We start from the raw sequence: 13,089 nt of genomic DNA, 5'->3' as shown, positions 1-13,089 counted from the left end.
AAAAGGGGCTTTTTGCTTTTCTGGCTTTTACCGCTCTCAATCTTTTGCCGACGCACCAGGCTGGCTCATTGCGCCGCCATTGCGTCAAAACAGCGCCTCGTTTTAGCGCATTTTTCCCCCGTTCAGGGCTGCGGCGGATTGTACTTAAGATTGTATACAAGGCTCCGGCGGCAAATCGCTTTTGTGGTACAGAAATTGCTTTTCTCCAGAGAGACTCAGGGGAGAAAAATATGAAAGCGATCGTGATTGGTGGCGGGATTGGCGGTGCATGTGCGGCGATTGCGCTGAAGCGTTTTGGTATCGAAACGGCGGTATACGAGGCGGTGAAGGAGATCAAACCGGTAGGCGCGGCGATTTCTATCTGGCCTAACGGCGTCAAATGCCTGAATTATCTCGGCATGAAAGAGGCGCTGCGTGAACTCGGCGGCAATATGCGCTTCATGGCCTACAAAGACTATCAGCAGGGGCAGACTATGACGCGGTTCAGTATGGAACCGCTGATCCAGAGCGTTGGCGAACAACCCTATCCGGTGGCGCGTGCTGAACTGCAATCAATGCTGCTTGATACCTATGGCCGCGATAAGGTGCAGTTCGGCAAGCGCGTGACGCATGTTGAGGAATCTGACGACAGCGTCACCGCCTGGTTTGACGACGGCACCTCCGCGACCGGCGATTTACTGATTGCGGCCGACGGCACCCATTCTATTATCCGCCAGCATGTGCTGGGCTATGCGACGGAGCGCCGCTATGCCGGTTACGTCAACTGGAACGGTCTGGTAGAAATCGATGAAAGTATTGCGCCTGCCGATCAATGGACGACATTTGTCGGCGAGGGTAAACGCGTTTCACTGATGCCGATAAGCGGCAACCGTTTCTACTTTTTCTTTGACGTGCCGCTGCCGAAAGGCTTGCCGCAGGATCGCACCACCGTGCGCGATGATTTGCAGGGTTACTTTGCGGGCTGGGCAGAACCGGTGCAAAAACTGATCAGTCAGATCAACCCGGAGACCACTAACCGCGTTGAAATCCACGACATCGAACCCTTTATGCAACTGGTCAAAGGCCGTATTGCGTTGCTCGGCGACTCCGGCCACAGCACCACGCCGGATATCGGGCAGGGCGGCTGTGCGGCAATGGAAGATGCGATCGTACTGGCGAATATGTTGCAAACCAATTCGTTAGGCATCGAAGATGCGCTGTTGCGTTATCAGGAGAAACGCGCCTGTCGCGTGAAGGATCTGGTGCTGAAAGCGCGTAAACGCTGCGATGTCACTCACGGCAAAGAAATGGCCGTGACCGAACAATGGTACGAAGATCTGAAAAGTGAAACCGGCGAGCGCATTCTTTCCGGTATGTGTGAAACCATTCTGGGTGGGCCGCTGGAATAAATCCGGGGAGGTTTTTAAAAGAAATAAATTTTTACACATCCTTAAAGTTCCCTGCGTCTTTGCCGAAAATAACATCAGAAGGATTAGGGTATCCACTGGCGCTACTGCGCAAAACATAGGGACTTATCGGGATGACAGTTATCTCCTCGGCAGGTAATCAGGCGCTTAATACACTGGTTACGACGACAAAATCACTGACGGCGGTGTCCTCCGCCGCCAGTCAGCAGCAGGCTTCAACGGCGCAATCAGCAGCGGTGATTATCGGCCAGACGGACACCACGTCGCCGGTCTATACCATTACCAAACCGGTATTAGTCTGGGAACGCTCTTCCAGCGACCTGATGTCTTCCAAACTCGCATCGAATTTCAGCAACGCCGGCAATGCGTCGCGTTTTGCCGGGCTCGGCGCGGCGCTGCTTGAGCGTTTTACCACTGACGGCAGCAGTTATTCGCAATCGGTAATAAAGCAAACTTCGGCTTCGCAGGCCACTGCGGCGGCCAATGTGGCTGCCCAGTCCCAACTCCATACCAAAGCCGATAATCAGATAAACCTGAGTATTAAAACCGCCAGCGGTGCACGGGTGGATATTACGCTGGGCAGTGGTGATGACGGTCTTGGCGTGCAGGTGAATGTCAGCAAAGGCACGCTCAGTGATGCCGATCGCAAAGCGCTGGCGGGGCTGGCGGAAGGTTTCCAGAAAGCGATTGATGGTCTGACGGCGCAGCCGCCGAAGCTGGATCTGAGCGGTCTGACGAAGTTTGATTCCTCGGTACTGTCATCGGTGGATTTACACGCTACGCTGGGCACCACCCATACTCAGACGCTGGATTTTCACGCTGATGCCAATACCCGCTCAGTGAAATCGACCGGTATTGCCGGTACGGTGGATATCAGCGTCGACATGAGTAAGCGCGCACTGCTCGGCACAGAAAACCAGCAAAAGCAGGCGCTGAACAGCTATCTCAAACAGATCAACAGTGCGGGTAATCGTGGCAATGCTGATGATTCGCTGATGACCATGTTCAAAGAGGCTTTTACCGCGCTGAACAGCAATTATGGCGATACGGCGACAACCTATAAAAGCCGGGGTTCTGAGCCGGTGTATTTCTCGCTGACCAAAACCGATAAAAACATGATGACCGGACTGGCGGATTTCACGGCCTCGGTGACGCAGACGCCGGTCAGTTCTACCAATCCGATGCGCCCGGATGAAACGGATACATTCTCTTACCAGGTGTCGCAGGCCAGCACCATCACCGGCACCAGTACGCAGGATCGCAATATCACGCAGAAACAGCAGTCACATCTGGTCGCCAGCTACCATGAGTCGCTGACACCGGGGCTGAAACTGAATCTGACCAGCGACCGTAACTCGCAGAATTACCTTTACTACCAGATTGATGACACGGCAGAAAGCACGACGTCCGTGCAATATCACAAAGGTGCGCTGGTGAGTGCGTCGGTGGATCAGTCCGCCACCAACTCAACACATATTCAGAAATATGTGAAAGGTGCGCTGGAATCCGACATCACCACGCCGGAAATCACGTCGAAAACTACTGACCTGCTCGGCAAGCTGCAATCCGCCTGGGAAAATAACGCTCCGCGGATGTCGTTCCGGGATTATCTGGATCATCAGACATTGCCGGATCTGAGCGGGATGGTACTGATGGAATCGGATCCTGCGGTATTAAAAAATCATTAATCCATTGCAGTAACGTAATTAAATAAACGGAAAATATAAGCCTCTCTGAATATTTCAGGGAGGCTATTTATTTATCGGGGATGTGATGTTTATTAATTAAAAATTGGAGACAGGAAATATAATGGAAATCCTTCGTTAAACATTTAAGGAATGAATGTGAAGCTCTTACCATTAACCGCACTATTACTCTTTTTTCCTCTGAGCGTATTTGCCAGTCAGGATATCTCGCCGGAGCCATTAAGACTAAAGCAGGCAATGCAATCTGCGATGGACAGCCTGGGCAGGCAAACCACGCTATGTGACAAAAAAGAGCAACAAAAGCCGAAAATCACCGCAGAAGATCTGAAGCCTTTTGATCGGGAAACGATATCTACTGCGCTTATTTACTTTAAAAATGAATCGCTGAAATCCTGTATTAAACAGCAAGAATATGAATATATGCTGAGTATGATTGCCTATGCGGGCAGTTTTCCTGAAAGCGCACATAGCGGGCAAGATTATCAAACAGTGATCGAATCTTTGATTGTCCTTTCGCCAGGTGCAAATCCCTCTGTGATAAAAACAGAAGGTCGGTTTTTAGCTTTACCCGCACCTTTACAGGAAAAACTTAAACAGACATTCCACTCGAAAACCTTCGATCTCGAATTCGTGCTCAATTATTACGACATCCACGGGCAGGGAAAAAATAAATCCTGATCCAGGGCTAACGTATTAGCGGCTCTGTCCGGGGCTGTTCTTTTCTCTTTAATGCTTACCTGGATATCTCAAACTTCGTCCCTTTCACCACAATTTCATCAAATTGCAGATGATGCATAAACTCGCGCAAAATCAGCAGCGTGGCGGCGAAATCATTGCCGTCAGGAATGCCTTCGAAATGCGCAGGACGGCCATTAATCACCAGCGCCAGCCGGTCAAACGTGCGTTCCACTGCATCCCGCGACAACGTCATAACTTCGTTTTCCGCCTCACCGGCAATGCGGGCCAGCACGCGAATGTCGTTGTCTGTGCTGAATAATTTAGCGCCCGGTGGAATGTCGTGCCGGATGCGCGTCACTTCATCTTCGACCACCATAATGGCGGTTTCCATTTCATCCGGCGTCGGCGGTGAATGGCGGAAATAGCCGACGGAGGTGAGTTGAGAGCCCAGTGTCAGGAGCAAACTTTTATCTTCGCTATCATCATTACGGACGATAACTTGCGTTTCTTCGCTGCCGATATGCAGCAATACAGCAGGTGTGATCATCGGCTTCTCCCAATCGTTAACGTTGTGACATCATGCTTTCTGAGCAGAAAAACTATCATGTCAGATGCGAATCACGCCGCGCAAACTCTTTCACCATCCAGTCGATAAACACCCGCACACGGGGCGAAAGCTGGCGGTTACGCGGGTAAAGCAGGGAAACCGGCAGCGAACCGGCCGGGAAATCCGCCAGAATTTGCACCAGGCTTCCCTGTGCCAGATCCTCCAGCAGACCGTAATGCGGCACCTGAATAATTCCCATCCCGCGCCGTGCGGCTTCTTTCATGCTTTCCGCGCCGTTGACCGACAAACTGGTTGGCAGCAGGATTTCGCGTGTTTTGCCTTGCTGCTGAAAAACCAGCGGCAGCAGCCCGCCGGTCGCACTGGAACGAAAACCAATCATCCGGTGACCGGCCAGATCGTCAGGTGTTTCTGGCGTTCCACAACGTTGCAGATAGTCCGGACTGGCGCAGGTAATTTCCGGCAACGTACCAAGCGGCCGCGCCACCATATCGCTGTCTTTCAGCTCTCCGGCGCGGATCACGCAATCGATGCCTTCCCGCACCAGATCCACCAGCCGGTCACCTTCACTCATGTAAAACTCAATGTCGGGATACTGCGCCAGAAAATCCGGCAGGCCGGGCAGCAGAAAATGCCGCGCCATCGACCCGTGCACATCCACCCGCAACAGCCCTTTTGGCTGCGCACCGGCAAAGGCCATCTCGGCATCTTCCACATCCGCCAGGATACGCAGACAGCGTTGATAATAGGCTTCGCCATCCAGCGTCGGGCTGACGTGGCGGGTGGTGCGTTGCAGAAGCCGGATGTTCAGCCGCGACTCCAGTTGCTTAATGGCATCGGTCACCGTCGAGCGTTTCAGGTTCAGCGCCTGTGCAGCCTGGGTAAAACTGCGCAGCTCCACCACGCGGGTGAATAATTGCATGCTGTCGAGTTTATCCATGATAATTGTTCACCTTTTCCGGATAGTGATAACGAATATCGGGTAATTATCCGGCAGCGTCAATCGGCTACGCTTTCCTCACCGACAACAGATCCGAATCACTGAAAAAAGGGAACGCATCATGACTTCATCCAAACCGAAAGTCGCGCTGGTCACCGGCGCATCACGCGGTATCGGCGCCGCCATCGCAGAGCGTCTGGCGCGCGACGGTTTTACCGTGATTGTGAACTACTCACGCGGTGCGTCAGAAGCCGACGAGGTGGTCAGCAAAATTGAACAGGCAGGCGGAAAAGCCATCAGCGCGCAGGCGGATGTCAGCGACGCGGCGGCGGTCAGCCGGATGTTTGCCAGCGCGGAACAGGCGTTTGGCGGCGTGGATGTGCTGGTGAATAATGCGGGTATTATGACGCTTTCCGCTATCGCCGACACCGACGATGCAACATTCGACCGCCTTATCGATATCAACCTGAAAGGCACTTTCAACACGCTGCGTGAAGCGGCGAAACATCTGCACGACGGCGGACGTATCATCAATTTCTCATCAACGGTTGTCGGGTTATATCAGCCGACTTATGGCGTGTATGCCGCGACCAAAGCCGCTGTCGAGGCGCTGAGCCGCGTGCTGACCAAAGAAATGCGCGGCCGCCAGATAACCGTCAATACTGTGGCGCCCGGTCCGACGGCAACGGATTTATTCCTCAATGGTAAATCCGAACAACTGGTGGAAACCATCGCCAAAACCTCGCCGCTCGAACGCCTCGGTCAGCCGGAGGATATCGCCTCCGTGGTCGCCTTCCTCGCCGGACCCGATGGTGCCTGGGTGAACGGCCAGACGCTGAAGGTGAATGGCGGGATTATTTAATCCTTCCGTTTAACGCAGGAAAATAAAAAGCCGGAATGCAGCTCGCAAAAACCCGTACCAGGAATACTGTGACGGGTTTTTGGTTGTATACTCTTTGTAGATACAACGGTGGAGAAATGAACATGCGTACTCAGGCCACATTACAGAAATGGGGTAACAGCATCGCGTTACGGTTGTCAGGGAATTTGAAGTCAATTCCACAATTCGAGGAAGGTGATGTCGTTGATATCGAGATTTCTGAAGACGGGCTGCAAATTCGTAAAGCCGAAAAGCAGAAGGTCACTGAGGCCAGCTTGTTATCGGGACTGAGCGCGTATAATGCTCACGCTGATGAATTGGCAGAACCGACTGACAGGGAGCTTGATTATTAATGTATTTACCAAAGCGTGGGGATATTTGCTGGCTGGATTTTGAGCCCACCAAAGGAAAGGAAATAGGCAAATATCGACCAGCGCTGATCCTGTCTCATGAAACTTATAATCAGGTTACCGGGCTGGTGATTTGTATGCCGGTGAGCAGCAGTATCCGGGGCGCGCCGACCGAAGTGCCGGTCAACAATCTGAGCGCACCTTATGTGGTTGCCACCACGTTGATACATACAATGGACTGGCGGCACCGGCAGGCTAAGTTTATCGCTGTTGCCGAAGATGGTGTGTTTAACGATGTACTTGCCCGGATTATTCCGCTGATTGGCGGTGAGAACTTACTGGCCTGAAGTTAATCTTCAGGCCACGTATCATGCGTATTGCGCTTCGCCGTTGCCGAAGGACCAGTTTTCTTTCGGCACTTCGACCAGGCTGATAAACACATCTTCCAGACGTAATCCGACTTTTTCATGCAGCCCGTAAGCTACGGCGTGATAGAACGCCTTTTTCATTTCCAGTGTACGGCCGGCGTTGAGCGTTACCTGAATCACAATGCAGTTCGGGCTGCGCTGGATATTCAGATAATCAGGAGAAATCATCATTTCTGCCGGAGAGTGCTCGGAGATGACAATAAACTTGTCGTTTTCCGGCGCATTAAGAGCTGAGCGCAGCGCGTCATAGACCACTTCGCCGACGGTTTTGCGGTAGGTTTCAGGTTTTCCTTCAACCATATCAATACGTACAAAAGGCATTTTATTCTCCTCATTATTTTCTGTAGGGCGTGCATCTCTGAGGATGCGGTCGTTAAGGTATCGTTGAAGTGGGGCCAACGCCCCGCTGAGTTTAGTTTAATAAGGCGCAGCGTCCAGATGCACAATAACTTTATAACTTCCGTTATCGAATGAGTATATATCGCCGCGGACGCGAAGATATAAATGATCGTTGTTGGCTGTGGCTGTTGCCTTGCTGTCAGATGTGACCATGAACGCCCTTTGGTCATCAATATGAGCCATAAAATCAGCCTCACTTTTCGTCGCATCATACAAATAATAGTGGTACGAAAATGACGTCATTGTCCCGCGCTGGCTTGGGTTACATACAAGGTGACCAGATTATTCACTTTAACCGTCTTATACAAATCATGCCCCACTGGAAATGTAAGAAAGTGAATGACCCATGCGATCATCAAAACTACAAAAAGCGCAGGAACCAAAACATAGCGTTTCTTAAAAACCCGTTCTTTTTGCAAAATCTATACCACGCTTTATCCAGAATTGATCCTTTTGGGTCGTCACCGTAGGGGGGGACACGCCAGTTACCCTCTTCTTCTCTTCCATTGCCCTGCATCATTGATGTTGTCCCACTTAAATTCTGCTGATTTTAGCGTTTGTCCGGTAGCTACGGCCTTGTAGAGATAGGGTGATGAATAATCGAAATCTTTCTGAAGCAGAACTGCTGAATGTCTGCGGGTGCCGGTAATCACCCCTGTCATCCCATCAGTTGGAAGGCTCAGGTTATGAGAGAGGTCATTAACCTCAATACTCCCTTCATGGTCTTTCACGTCGACGGAGCCTTTGATCAGTGCGCCGCCGTCGTCTTTAAGCCATAAGTAAGCCGGGATTGCCATTTTGATAAATTCCTTTTTAAAAAGTGAGCAGTTACGTTATGCCTCACTGTCTCGGCGTACAATTAATTGAGTTGTAAGAATGTAATTTTCAGAAGTTTATTATTGAGGGCCGGGTGTCAATGCTGGCGCTCAATAGGGAAGTGATTAAATATTTTAAAAAGTGGATGCGCATCCTTTACAGGGTTCTCTTTCTCGGTGCTGTGTACGCCGCAGGGGGATATTAAGTAACCGTTAAATTAATAAAGTAAGTCGTTCAGATGTTGGAATGCGCCTCGCAAAAACAGAAGTATTTAAATCCTGCTCATCTACTTTTTGAGCCTGTAACATGAAGTTGTAATCATTATCGCTTTTACAATTAATGTCGTTATCAGCGTTATTTTCTTCAGTATTCTGACGTTGGCGTGGCGCGGGATCCTTAACCGAAAGACTATGGGAAAGAACCTGACCGCCCGCATAAAAGAGTTTGCCAGCGCATGCGCTGGCCTGATATCAAACTATGCGGCAGCCGCCTTCCTCCTGAACATCCCCCGCCAGCCTGGGCGACAGAACATCACCAGATTCCCCAGCAGTATCAGCGCCAGCCCGATAACCGCATTAGTGTGCCACTGATAACCTTCATAAAATGTTGAAACCGTCAGCGCGACCAGCGGGAACAGCAGTGTGCTGTAGGCCGCCTGACTGGCACCGATACGGCCAACCAGTGTGAAGTAAATACCGAAGGCCAGTACCGAACCAAACACGGAAAGATAAACCAGTGAGCCGAGATATTGCGGTGTCAGGTCGATGGCAAAGGAAGCGCCCTGCACCAGACTCAGCGCGCCCATGACTGCCGTGCCGTAAAACATTGCGTAGGTGTTTGTGGAAAGCACATCCAGCCCGTGACGCTGATGGCGTGAACTGATCATATTCCCCAGCGAGAAGCCGTAGGTGCCGAGCAGGCTGAGGCCGATGCCTTTTAGCAGTTCCGGTGCAATGTGTGCCGCACTCAGATCATGCCAGAACAATGTGATAATGCCTGCCAGCCCGAGAACCGACGCCGGGATCACTGCCGGAGCCAGTTTCTGGCGGAAAAACAGCATGCCATTGAAGGCGTTAAACAGTACGGCCATCGAGAAAATCACCGATTCCAGCCCGCTGGTGATGTAGGCTGCGGCGTGATAGAAGCAGTAAAAATTGAAGCAAAAAACGCAGCAACCCTGAACCACGCAGAACAGGTGATCTTTCAGCGTCAGGCGGCGCAACCGGCGTGTTGCCAGCAATGCCAGCAGCATGATCACCGCAGCCAGCAGGAAACGGTAGAAAACGGACACCGTCACCGGTACGTCCCCCTGTTGCAGATAAATCGCAAACCAGGTGGTGCCCCAGATCAGGATCACCAAAATATAAAGCAGTGCATTCATAGAATTCTCTCACCCGAAAAGTAATGACTGAGGGAATTCTGCGGTAACGGCAGGCGGCTGGCTTTCAGCGATTTGCGCTGAGTTGCATATTCTTGCGCATTTTTCCGGTCACCAGCTCAGCAAGATCTGGCTCTGCGGCGGGGAAAAACCGTAAAATGAGCCTTATCTTTCTTCCACACGGGCATGTCATGACAAAGGTTTATCAGGCTTTCGAAACGCTGCGTCAGCATAAAGCGGTTCTGCATGACAGTGTGGCGCTGGGTTCCGGCATTCAGCTGGCGGCGTGGTCGAATAAAAATGACATCGTGAATCAGGAAAGCGCCGATCACCATACGCTGAGCCTGTACGTTGCCGACGGCTATGAGTGTTATCACAAAACCCGCAGTGGCTGGCGTAACGGCGGCGGGCCGGATCGTTTTTGTCTGATGCCCAAAGGCAGTATGTCGAGCTGGGATGTGCGCGACGATTTATCGTTTGTGCATCTGTATTGCTCCGACGAACATCTGCGGCATCTGGTGGAGCAGACCTGGGATCGCAGCCCGGCAGCGATTGAGCTGGAAGAACGCACATTCGAAGAAGATCCGCAAATTACGTTATTATATCGCCACTTTTTGCTCAGCAGTCAGTGGCAGGAAAACAGTAATCAGCTGATGCTGAGCAGCGCCGCCAATCTGCTGATGGCGCATCTGGTGAAACATTACACCCGTCTGCAATGGGCGCTGCCAACGGTACGCGGCGGTCTGGCACCGCATATTCTCAACCGCCTGAAAGATTATATTCATACCCATCTCGCGGAGCCTTTATTACTGCCGGAGCTTGCCGCGCTGGCAGAACTCAGCGAATTCCACTTTGCCCGCATGTTTAAACAAAGCATGGGGATGGCGCCGCACCAGTACGTGATGAATGCCCGCCTGATCCGCGCGGAAAATTTGCTAAAAACCAGCCGGATGGACATCACCACAATCGCGCTCGAATGCGGTTTCAGCTCTGCCAGTCATTTCAGTAACCGCTTCAAATCCGTGCGCGGCATAACGCCGACGGCGCTGCGTGGCGGCATTATTACCTGATTTTTATTTCCTGCTAAAACCTCTCTTCCTGTCTGGGCAATTACGGTGCTAACGTAATGGTTCTTCACCTTATTCAGGAAAAACCATGCAGACCTCCGCTCCCGTTATCGAAACCGAACGCCTGATTTTACGGGGTCATCATATTGATGATTTTGAATACATTGCCGCGCAATGGGCCAATCCGGCCGTCGTGAAATATATCGGTGGTACACCGTCAGGTCGCGAAGCCAGCTGGAGCCGCCTGTTGCGTTATCCGGGTCACTGGCAGATGCTCGGTTTTGGTTACTGGATTGTGTTCGAAAAATTGCAGGGTACAGAAGGTGCGTTTGTCGGCGAAATGGGTCTGGCGGATTATCAGCGTGACATCACGCCATCGCTCAATGGCATGGCAGAAATGGGGTGGGTGATTTCGCCGGCATTTCACGGCAAAGGTTACGCCTTTGAAGCGGCAAAGGCGGTGCTGAACTGGGCCGGTGCACATGTCGATCGCCAGCTATGCTGCATTATTGCGCCGGAACATCAGGCCTCCGTTCGTCTGGCGGAAAAGTGCGGTTTCGTGGCTCAAACCGATACCACTTATCATGGCTCAGCCACGCGGATCTTCGTTCGTCCGTCGTGACCGGCTATTCATGCATCACATTAACAGGAGCAACCATGCTAAAGATTCTGGGTAAATCACCGTCGATCAATGTACGTAAAGTGTTGTGGACCTGTCATGAACTGGGGCTGGACTTTGAACAGGAGCAGTATGGTTCGGGTTTTCAGTCTGTCCAGACAGCGGAATTTAAGGCGCTGAACCCGAATGCGATGGTGCCGGTGATGATCGATGGCGAGTTTGTGCTGTGGGAATCCAACGTGATTTGCCGGTATCTGGCGGCGCGTGAAGGACGTGAAGATTTGCTGTCATCCGACCCGAAACGTCGTGCCCTGGCCGAGCAGTGGATGGACTGGCAAGCCGGTGAACTGAATAATTCCTGGCGTTATGCGTTTCCGGCGCTGGCGCGCAACAGCCCGCAGCATCAGGATCCGGCACTGATTGACGCCGGTGTCAGTGAATGGAACCGTCACATGCAAATGCTCGAAGAACAACTTCAGCGTAGCGGCGATTATATTCTGGGCGATAATTTTACGCTGGCGGATATTCCCATCGGGCTGTCGGTGAACCGCTGGTCGATGACACCCATGTCGCGCCCGGCGTTACCGGCTGTGACGGCGTATTATGACCGGCTCAATCAGCGCGAAGGCTTTCGCCTGTATGGTCGTAACGGATTGGTTTAAATTCTGGTAGTAAAAATATGACGCAGCAATGTCCCAGGCTGCGTCATTTTATCTAAACATCTTCTATTATTTCAAACAGACGCCGGGTTTATTTAAAATCCACCTGCATCAGTTCACTAATAGACTGACCGCGGGTTGAGGAAACACATTTATCAATATAGCTATTGAAGGCGGCGGGTTTTGGAATGCCCATGTCCAGTAACCGTGAATTATCAAATTTCACGTTTAACTGCGCAAAGCCACCGTAAAGTTTAATTGCGCGTAGAATAATTTTATCATTGCACGGGCCGAGTACATCTTTAAATTGTTTACGGATGCCGGTAAATTCCTGATAACTGATTTGTTCATATTCACTGATAATCCGCGGCGCATTATTGGCTTTTGCCACCGAAGTATCTATTTCATGAAATGGTGTACACATCTCTTCGCCGGAAGAAATATGATAGAAATTATGGCTGAGGCTTTTGGCGAGACACAGTTTTACCAGCACCATCGCGCAATAGTCTACCGGAATGACATCCACCTGATCGTCGAGCGTGCAGGTGAATTTCTTCAGTTTAATTGCCATCATGAACACCCAGAAGATGCTGCTTGAAGGCTGGCAACCATGCTGAGTGTGGCCGACGATAATCGACGGTCGGGCAACCACGAACGGCAGCGACGGGCATTCGGCGCGGACGAGATTCTCAATCGCGCGCTTGGAAGCCGTGTACTGCACCAGATCTTCGTTCTGTTCGTTGTCCGGCATACCTTCGTAGAAAACGCTGTCTTTATCCGGCATTGATGCCATTGCCGTGCCGACATGCACAAATCGCTGCAAACCTTTGACCTGTGCCATGCGTTTGGCGAAGGTCAGTGAACCTTCGACATTTACGCGCCACATAGCCGGATTATTGCCAAAAGAGGCGATCGCAGCGCAGTTAATAACGTGCGTGACATTATCTAAACGTGCGTCATGAATAAAACTTTCCGGTTCGGCCAGGTCACCGGTCAATATAGATTGCTCATTCAGTGCAGAAAAATGGGCATCATTTAATTCAAATTTCTTCAGGTTATCAATAATTCTGGCGAGTCCCGTCGCTTTATCGTCAGCCCTGACTAAGAGTAATAATGCATTATTGGTGGTAAGTTGCTGGCGCAGAAAATATTCGACGACAGCTCCGCCAACAAAACCAGTGGCACCGGTTATTAAAAT

Annotated in this window: 15 protein-coding genes and 1 pseudogene; 9 read left to right on the top strand and 7 right to left on the bottom strand. The window is 51.3% G+C overall.

Annotation, left to right across the window (positions count from 1 at the left end):
• The first annotated feature begins 230 nt into the window (after positions 1–230).
• The 3 genes from hpxO (at position 231) to J1785_RS10590 (ending at position 3,790) form a co-directional block, all read left to right on the top strand.
• Positions 231–1,388: an FAD-dependent urate hydroxylase HpxO gene (gene hpxO, locus J1785_RS10600; protein WP_217219383.1), complete on the top strand. Its 1,158-nt coding sequence runs from the start codon at positions 231–233 to the stop codon at positions 1,386–1,388.
• 131 nt (positions 1,389–1,519) lie between these two features.
• A complete protein-coding gene (locus J1785_RS10595) occupies positions 1,520–3,094 on the top strand; it encodes a hypothetical protein (protein WP_217219382.1) in 1,575 nt (524 codons plus the stop codon).
• Positions 3,095–3,250: 156 nt separating this feature from the next.
• Entirely contained in the window at positions 3,251–3,790 is a 540-nt protein-coding gene (locus J1785_RS10590) for a hypothetical protein (RefSeq protein WP_217219381.1), read from the top strand.
• Positions 3,791–3,845: 55 nt separating this feature from the next.
• Here the strand turns inward: J1785_RS10590 and J1785_RS10585 are convergent, their stop codons facing one another.
• Complete coding sequence (locus J1785_RS10585; protein ID WP_129954799.1) at positions 3,846–4,337, bottom strand: hypothetical protein; 492 nt, start codon at positions 4,335–4,337, stop codon at positions 3,846–3,848.
• A 55-nt stretch (positions 4,338–4,392) separates the two neighbouring features.
• Positions 4,393–5,295 carry a LysR family transcriptional regulator gene (locus tag J1785_RS10580; protein WP_129954798.1) on the bottom strand — a complete coding sequence of 301 codons (903 nt, stop codon included), beginning with the start codon at positions 5,293–5,295 and terminating at the stop codon, positions 4,393–4,395.
• A gap of 121 nt (positions 5,296–5,416) precedes the next feature.
• Here J1785_RS10580 and J1785_RS10575 point away from each other — a divergent pair, with 121 nt between their 5' ends.
• From J1785_RS10575 to J1785_RS10565, 3 genes are all read left to right on the top strand, one after another.
• Positions 5,417–6,157, top strand: coding sequence for an SDR family oxidoreductase (locus J1785_RS10575; protein WP_217219380.1), 741 nt, complete (start codon positions 5,417–5,419; stop codon positions 6,155–6,157).
• Between the two features lie 116 nt (positions 6,158–6,273).
• Complete coding sequence (locus tag J1785_RS10570) at positions 6,274–6,528, top strand: AbrB/MazE/SpoVT family DNA-binding domain-containing protein (protein ID WP_238483175.1); 255 nt, start codon at positions 6,274–6,276, stop codon at positions 6,526–6,528.
• Complete coding sequence (locus tag J1785_RS10565; RefSeq protein ID WP_217219379.1) at positions 6,528–6,872, top strand: type II toxin-antitoxin system PemK/MazF family toxin; 345 nt, start codon at positions 6,528–6,530, stop codon at positions 6,870–6,872. The genes J1785_RS10570 and J1785_RS10565 overlap by 1 nt, the downstream gene beginning before the upstream one ends.
• 21 nt (positions 6,873–6,893) lie before the next feature.
• Here the strand turns inward: J1785_RS10565 and J1785_RS10560 are convergent, their stop codons facing one another.
• The 4 genes and pseudogenes from J1785_RS10560 to J1785_RS10545 all read right to left on the bottom strand — a co-directional run bounded on the left by J1785_RS10560 (position 6,894) and on the right by J1785_RS10545 (position 9,549).
• Entirely contained in the window at positions 6,894–7,274 is a 381-nt protein-coding gene (locus J1785_RS10560) for a tautomerase family protein (RefSeq protein WP_129954795.1), read from the bottom strand.
• A 96-nt stretch (positions 7,275–7,370) separates the two neighbouring features.
• Positions 7,371–7,535 carry a hypothetical protein gene (locus J1785_RS10555; protein WP_217219378.1) on the bottom strand — a complete coding sequence of 55 codons (165 nt, stop codon included), beginning with the start codon at positions 7,533–7,535 and terminating at the stop codon, positions 7,371–7,373.
• A 323-nt stretch (positions 7,536–7,858) separates the two neighbouring features.
• Positions 7,859–8,149, bottom strand: a pseudogene (locus tag J1785_RS10550) (Hcp family type VI secretion system effector); the annotation flags it as partial.
• Positions 8,150–8,643: 494 nt separating this feature from the next.
• Positions 8,644–9,549 carry a DMT family transporter gene (locus J1785_RS10545; protein WP_217219377.1) on the bottom strand — a complete coding sequence of 302 codons (906 nt, stop codon included), beginning with the start codon at positions 9,547–9,549 and terminating at the stop codon, positions 8,644–8,646.
• Positions 9,550–9,737: 188 nt separating this feature from the next.
• On the opposite strand from J1785_RS10545, the gene J1785_RS10540 reads away from it, so the two are divergent.
• From J1785_RS10540 to J1785_RS10530, 3 genes are all read left to right on the top strand, one after another.
• Positions 9,738–10,616, top strand: coding sequence for an AraC family transcriptional regulator (locus J1785_RS10540; protein WP_165383761.1), 879 nt, complete (start codon positions 9,738–9,740; stop codon positions 10,614–10,616).
• Between the two features lie 85 nt (positions 10,617–10,701).
• Positions 10,702–11,235: a GNAT family N-acetyltransferase gene (locus J1785_RS10535; RefSeq protein WP_129954789.1), complete on the top strand. Its 534-nt coding sequence runs from the start codon at positions 10,702–10,704 to the stop codon at positions 11,233–11,235.
• A 35-nt stretch (positions 11,236–11,270) separates the two neighbouring features.
• Positions 11,271–11,894, top strand: coding sequence for a glutathione S-transferase family protein (locus J1785_RS10530; protein WP_217219376.1), 624 nt, complete (start codon positions 11,271–11,273; stop codon positions 11,892–11,894).
• Positions 11,895–11,982: 88 nt separating this feature from the next.
• Here the strand turns inward: J1785_RS10530 and J1785_RS10525 are convergent.
• Positions 11,983–13,089 (bottom strand): SDR family oxidoreductase (locus J1785_RS10525; RefSeq protein WP_238483174.1); only part of this gene is annotated, 1,107 nt, incomplete at its 5' end.

This window comes from Rahnella perminowiae (assembly GCF_019049755.1).
In the GTDB taxonomy this organism is placed as follows: domain Bacteria; phylum Pseudomonadota; class Gammaproteobacteria; order Enterobacterales; family Enterobacteriaceae; genus Rahnella; species Rahnella perminowiae.
The sequence above is the reverse complement of the archived record's forward strand: the minus strand, read 5'-3'. Positions and strand labels throughout refer to the sequence as shown.

What these genes read in the sequence shown, in the direction of transcription:
- hpxO (WP_217219383.1), top strand. Translation starts at nt 231, where the DNA reads ATGAAAGCGATCGTGATTGGTGGCGGGATTGGCGGTGCATGTGCGGCG.
- J1785_RS10595 (WP_217219382.1), top strand. Translation starts at nt 1,520, where the DNA reads ATGACAGTTATCTCCTCGGCAGGTAATCAGGCGCTTAATACACTGGTT.
- J1785_RS10585 (WP_129954799.1), bottom strand. Translation starts at nt 4,337, where the DNA reads ATGATCACACCTGCTGTATTGCTGCATATCGGCAGCGAAGAAACGCAA.
- J1785_RS10580 (WP_129954798.1), bottom strand. Translation starts at nt 5,295, where the DNA reads ATGGATAAACTCGACAGCATGCAATTATTCACCCGCGTGGTGGAGCTG.
- J1785_RS10575 (WP_217219380.1), top strand. Translation starts at nt 5,417, where the DNA reads ATGACTTCATCCAAACCGAAAGTCGCGCTGGTCACCGGCGCATCACGC.
- J1785_RS10570 (WP_238483175.1), top strand. Translation starts at nt 6,274, where the DNA reads ATGAACATGCGTACTCAGGCCACATTACAGAAATGGGGTAACAGCATC.
- J1785_RS10565 (WP_217219379.1), top strand. Translation starts at nt 6,528, where the DNA reads ATGTATTTACCAAAGCGTGGGGATATTTGCTGGCTGGATTTTGAGCCC.
- J1785_RS10560 (WP_129954795.1), bottom strand. Translation starts at nt 7,274, where the DNA reads ATGCCTTTTGTACGTATTGATATGGTTGAAGGAAAACCTGAAACCTAC.
- J1785_RS10555 (WP_217219378.1), bottom strand. Translation starts at nt 7,535, where the DNA reads ATGGCTCATATTGATGACCAAAGGGCGTTCATGGTCACATCTGACAGC.
- J1785_RS10545 (WP_217219377.1), bottom strand. Translation starts at nt 9,549, where the DNA reads ATGAATGCACTGCTTTATATTTTGGTGATCCTGATCTGGGGCACCACC.
- J1785_RS10540 (WP_165383761.1), top strand. Translation starts at nt 9,738, where the DNA reads ATGACAAAGGTTTATCAGGCTTTCGAAACGCTGCGTCAGCATAAAGCG.
- J1785_RS10535 (WP_129954789.1), top strand. Translation starts at nt 10,702, where the DNA reads ATGCAGACCTCCGCTCCCGTTATCGAAACCGAACGCCTGATTTTACGG.
- J1785_RS10530 (WP_217219376.1), top strand. Translation starts at nt 11,271, where the DNA reads ATGCTAAAGATTCTGGGTAAATCACCGTCGATCAATGTACGTAAAGTG.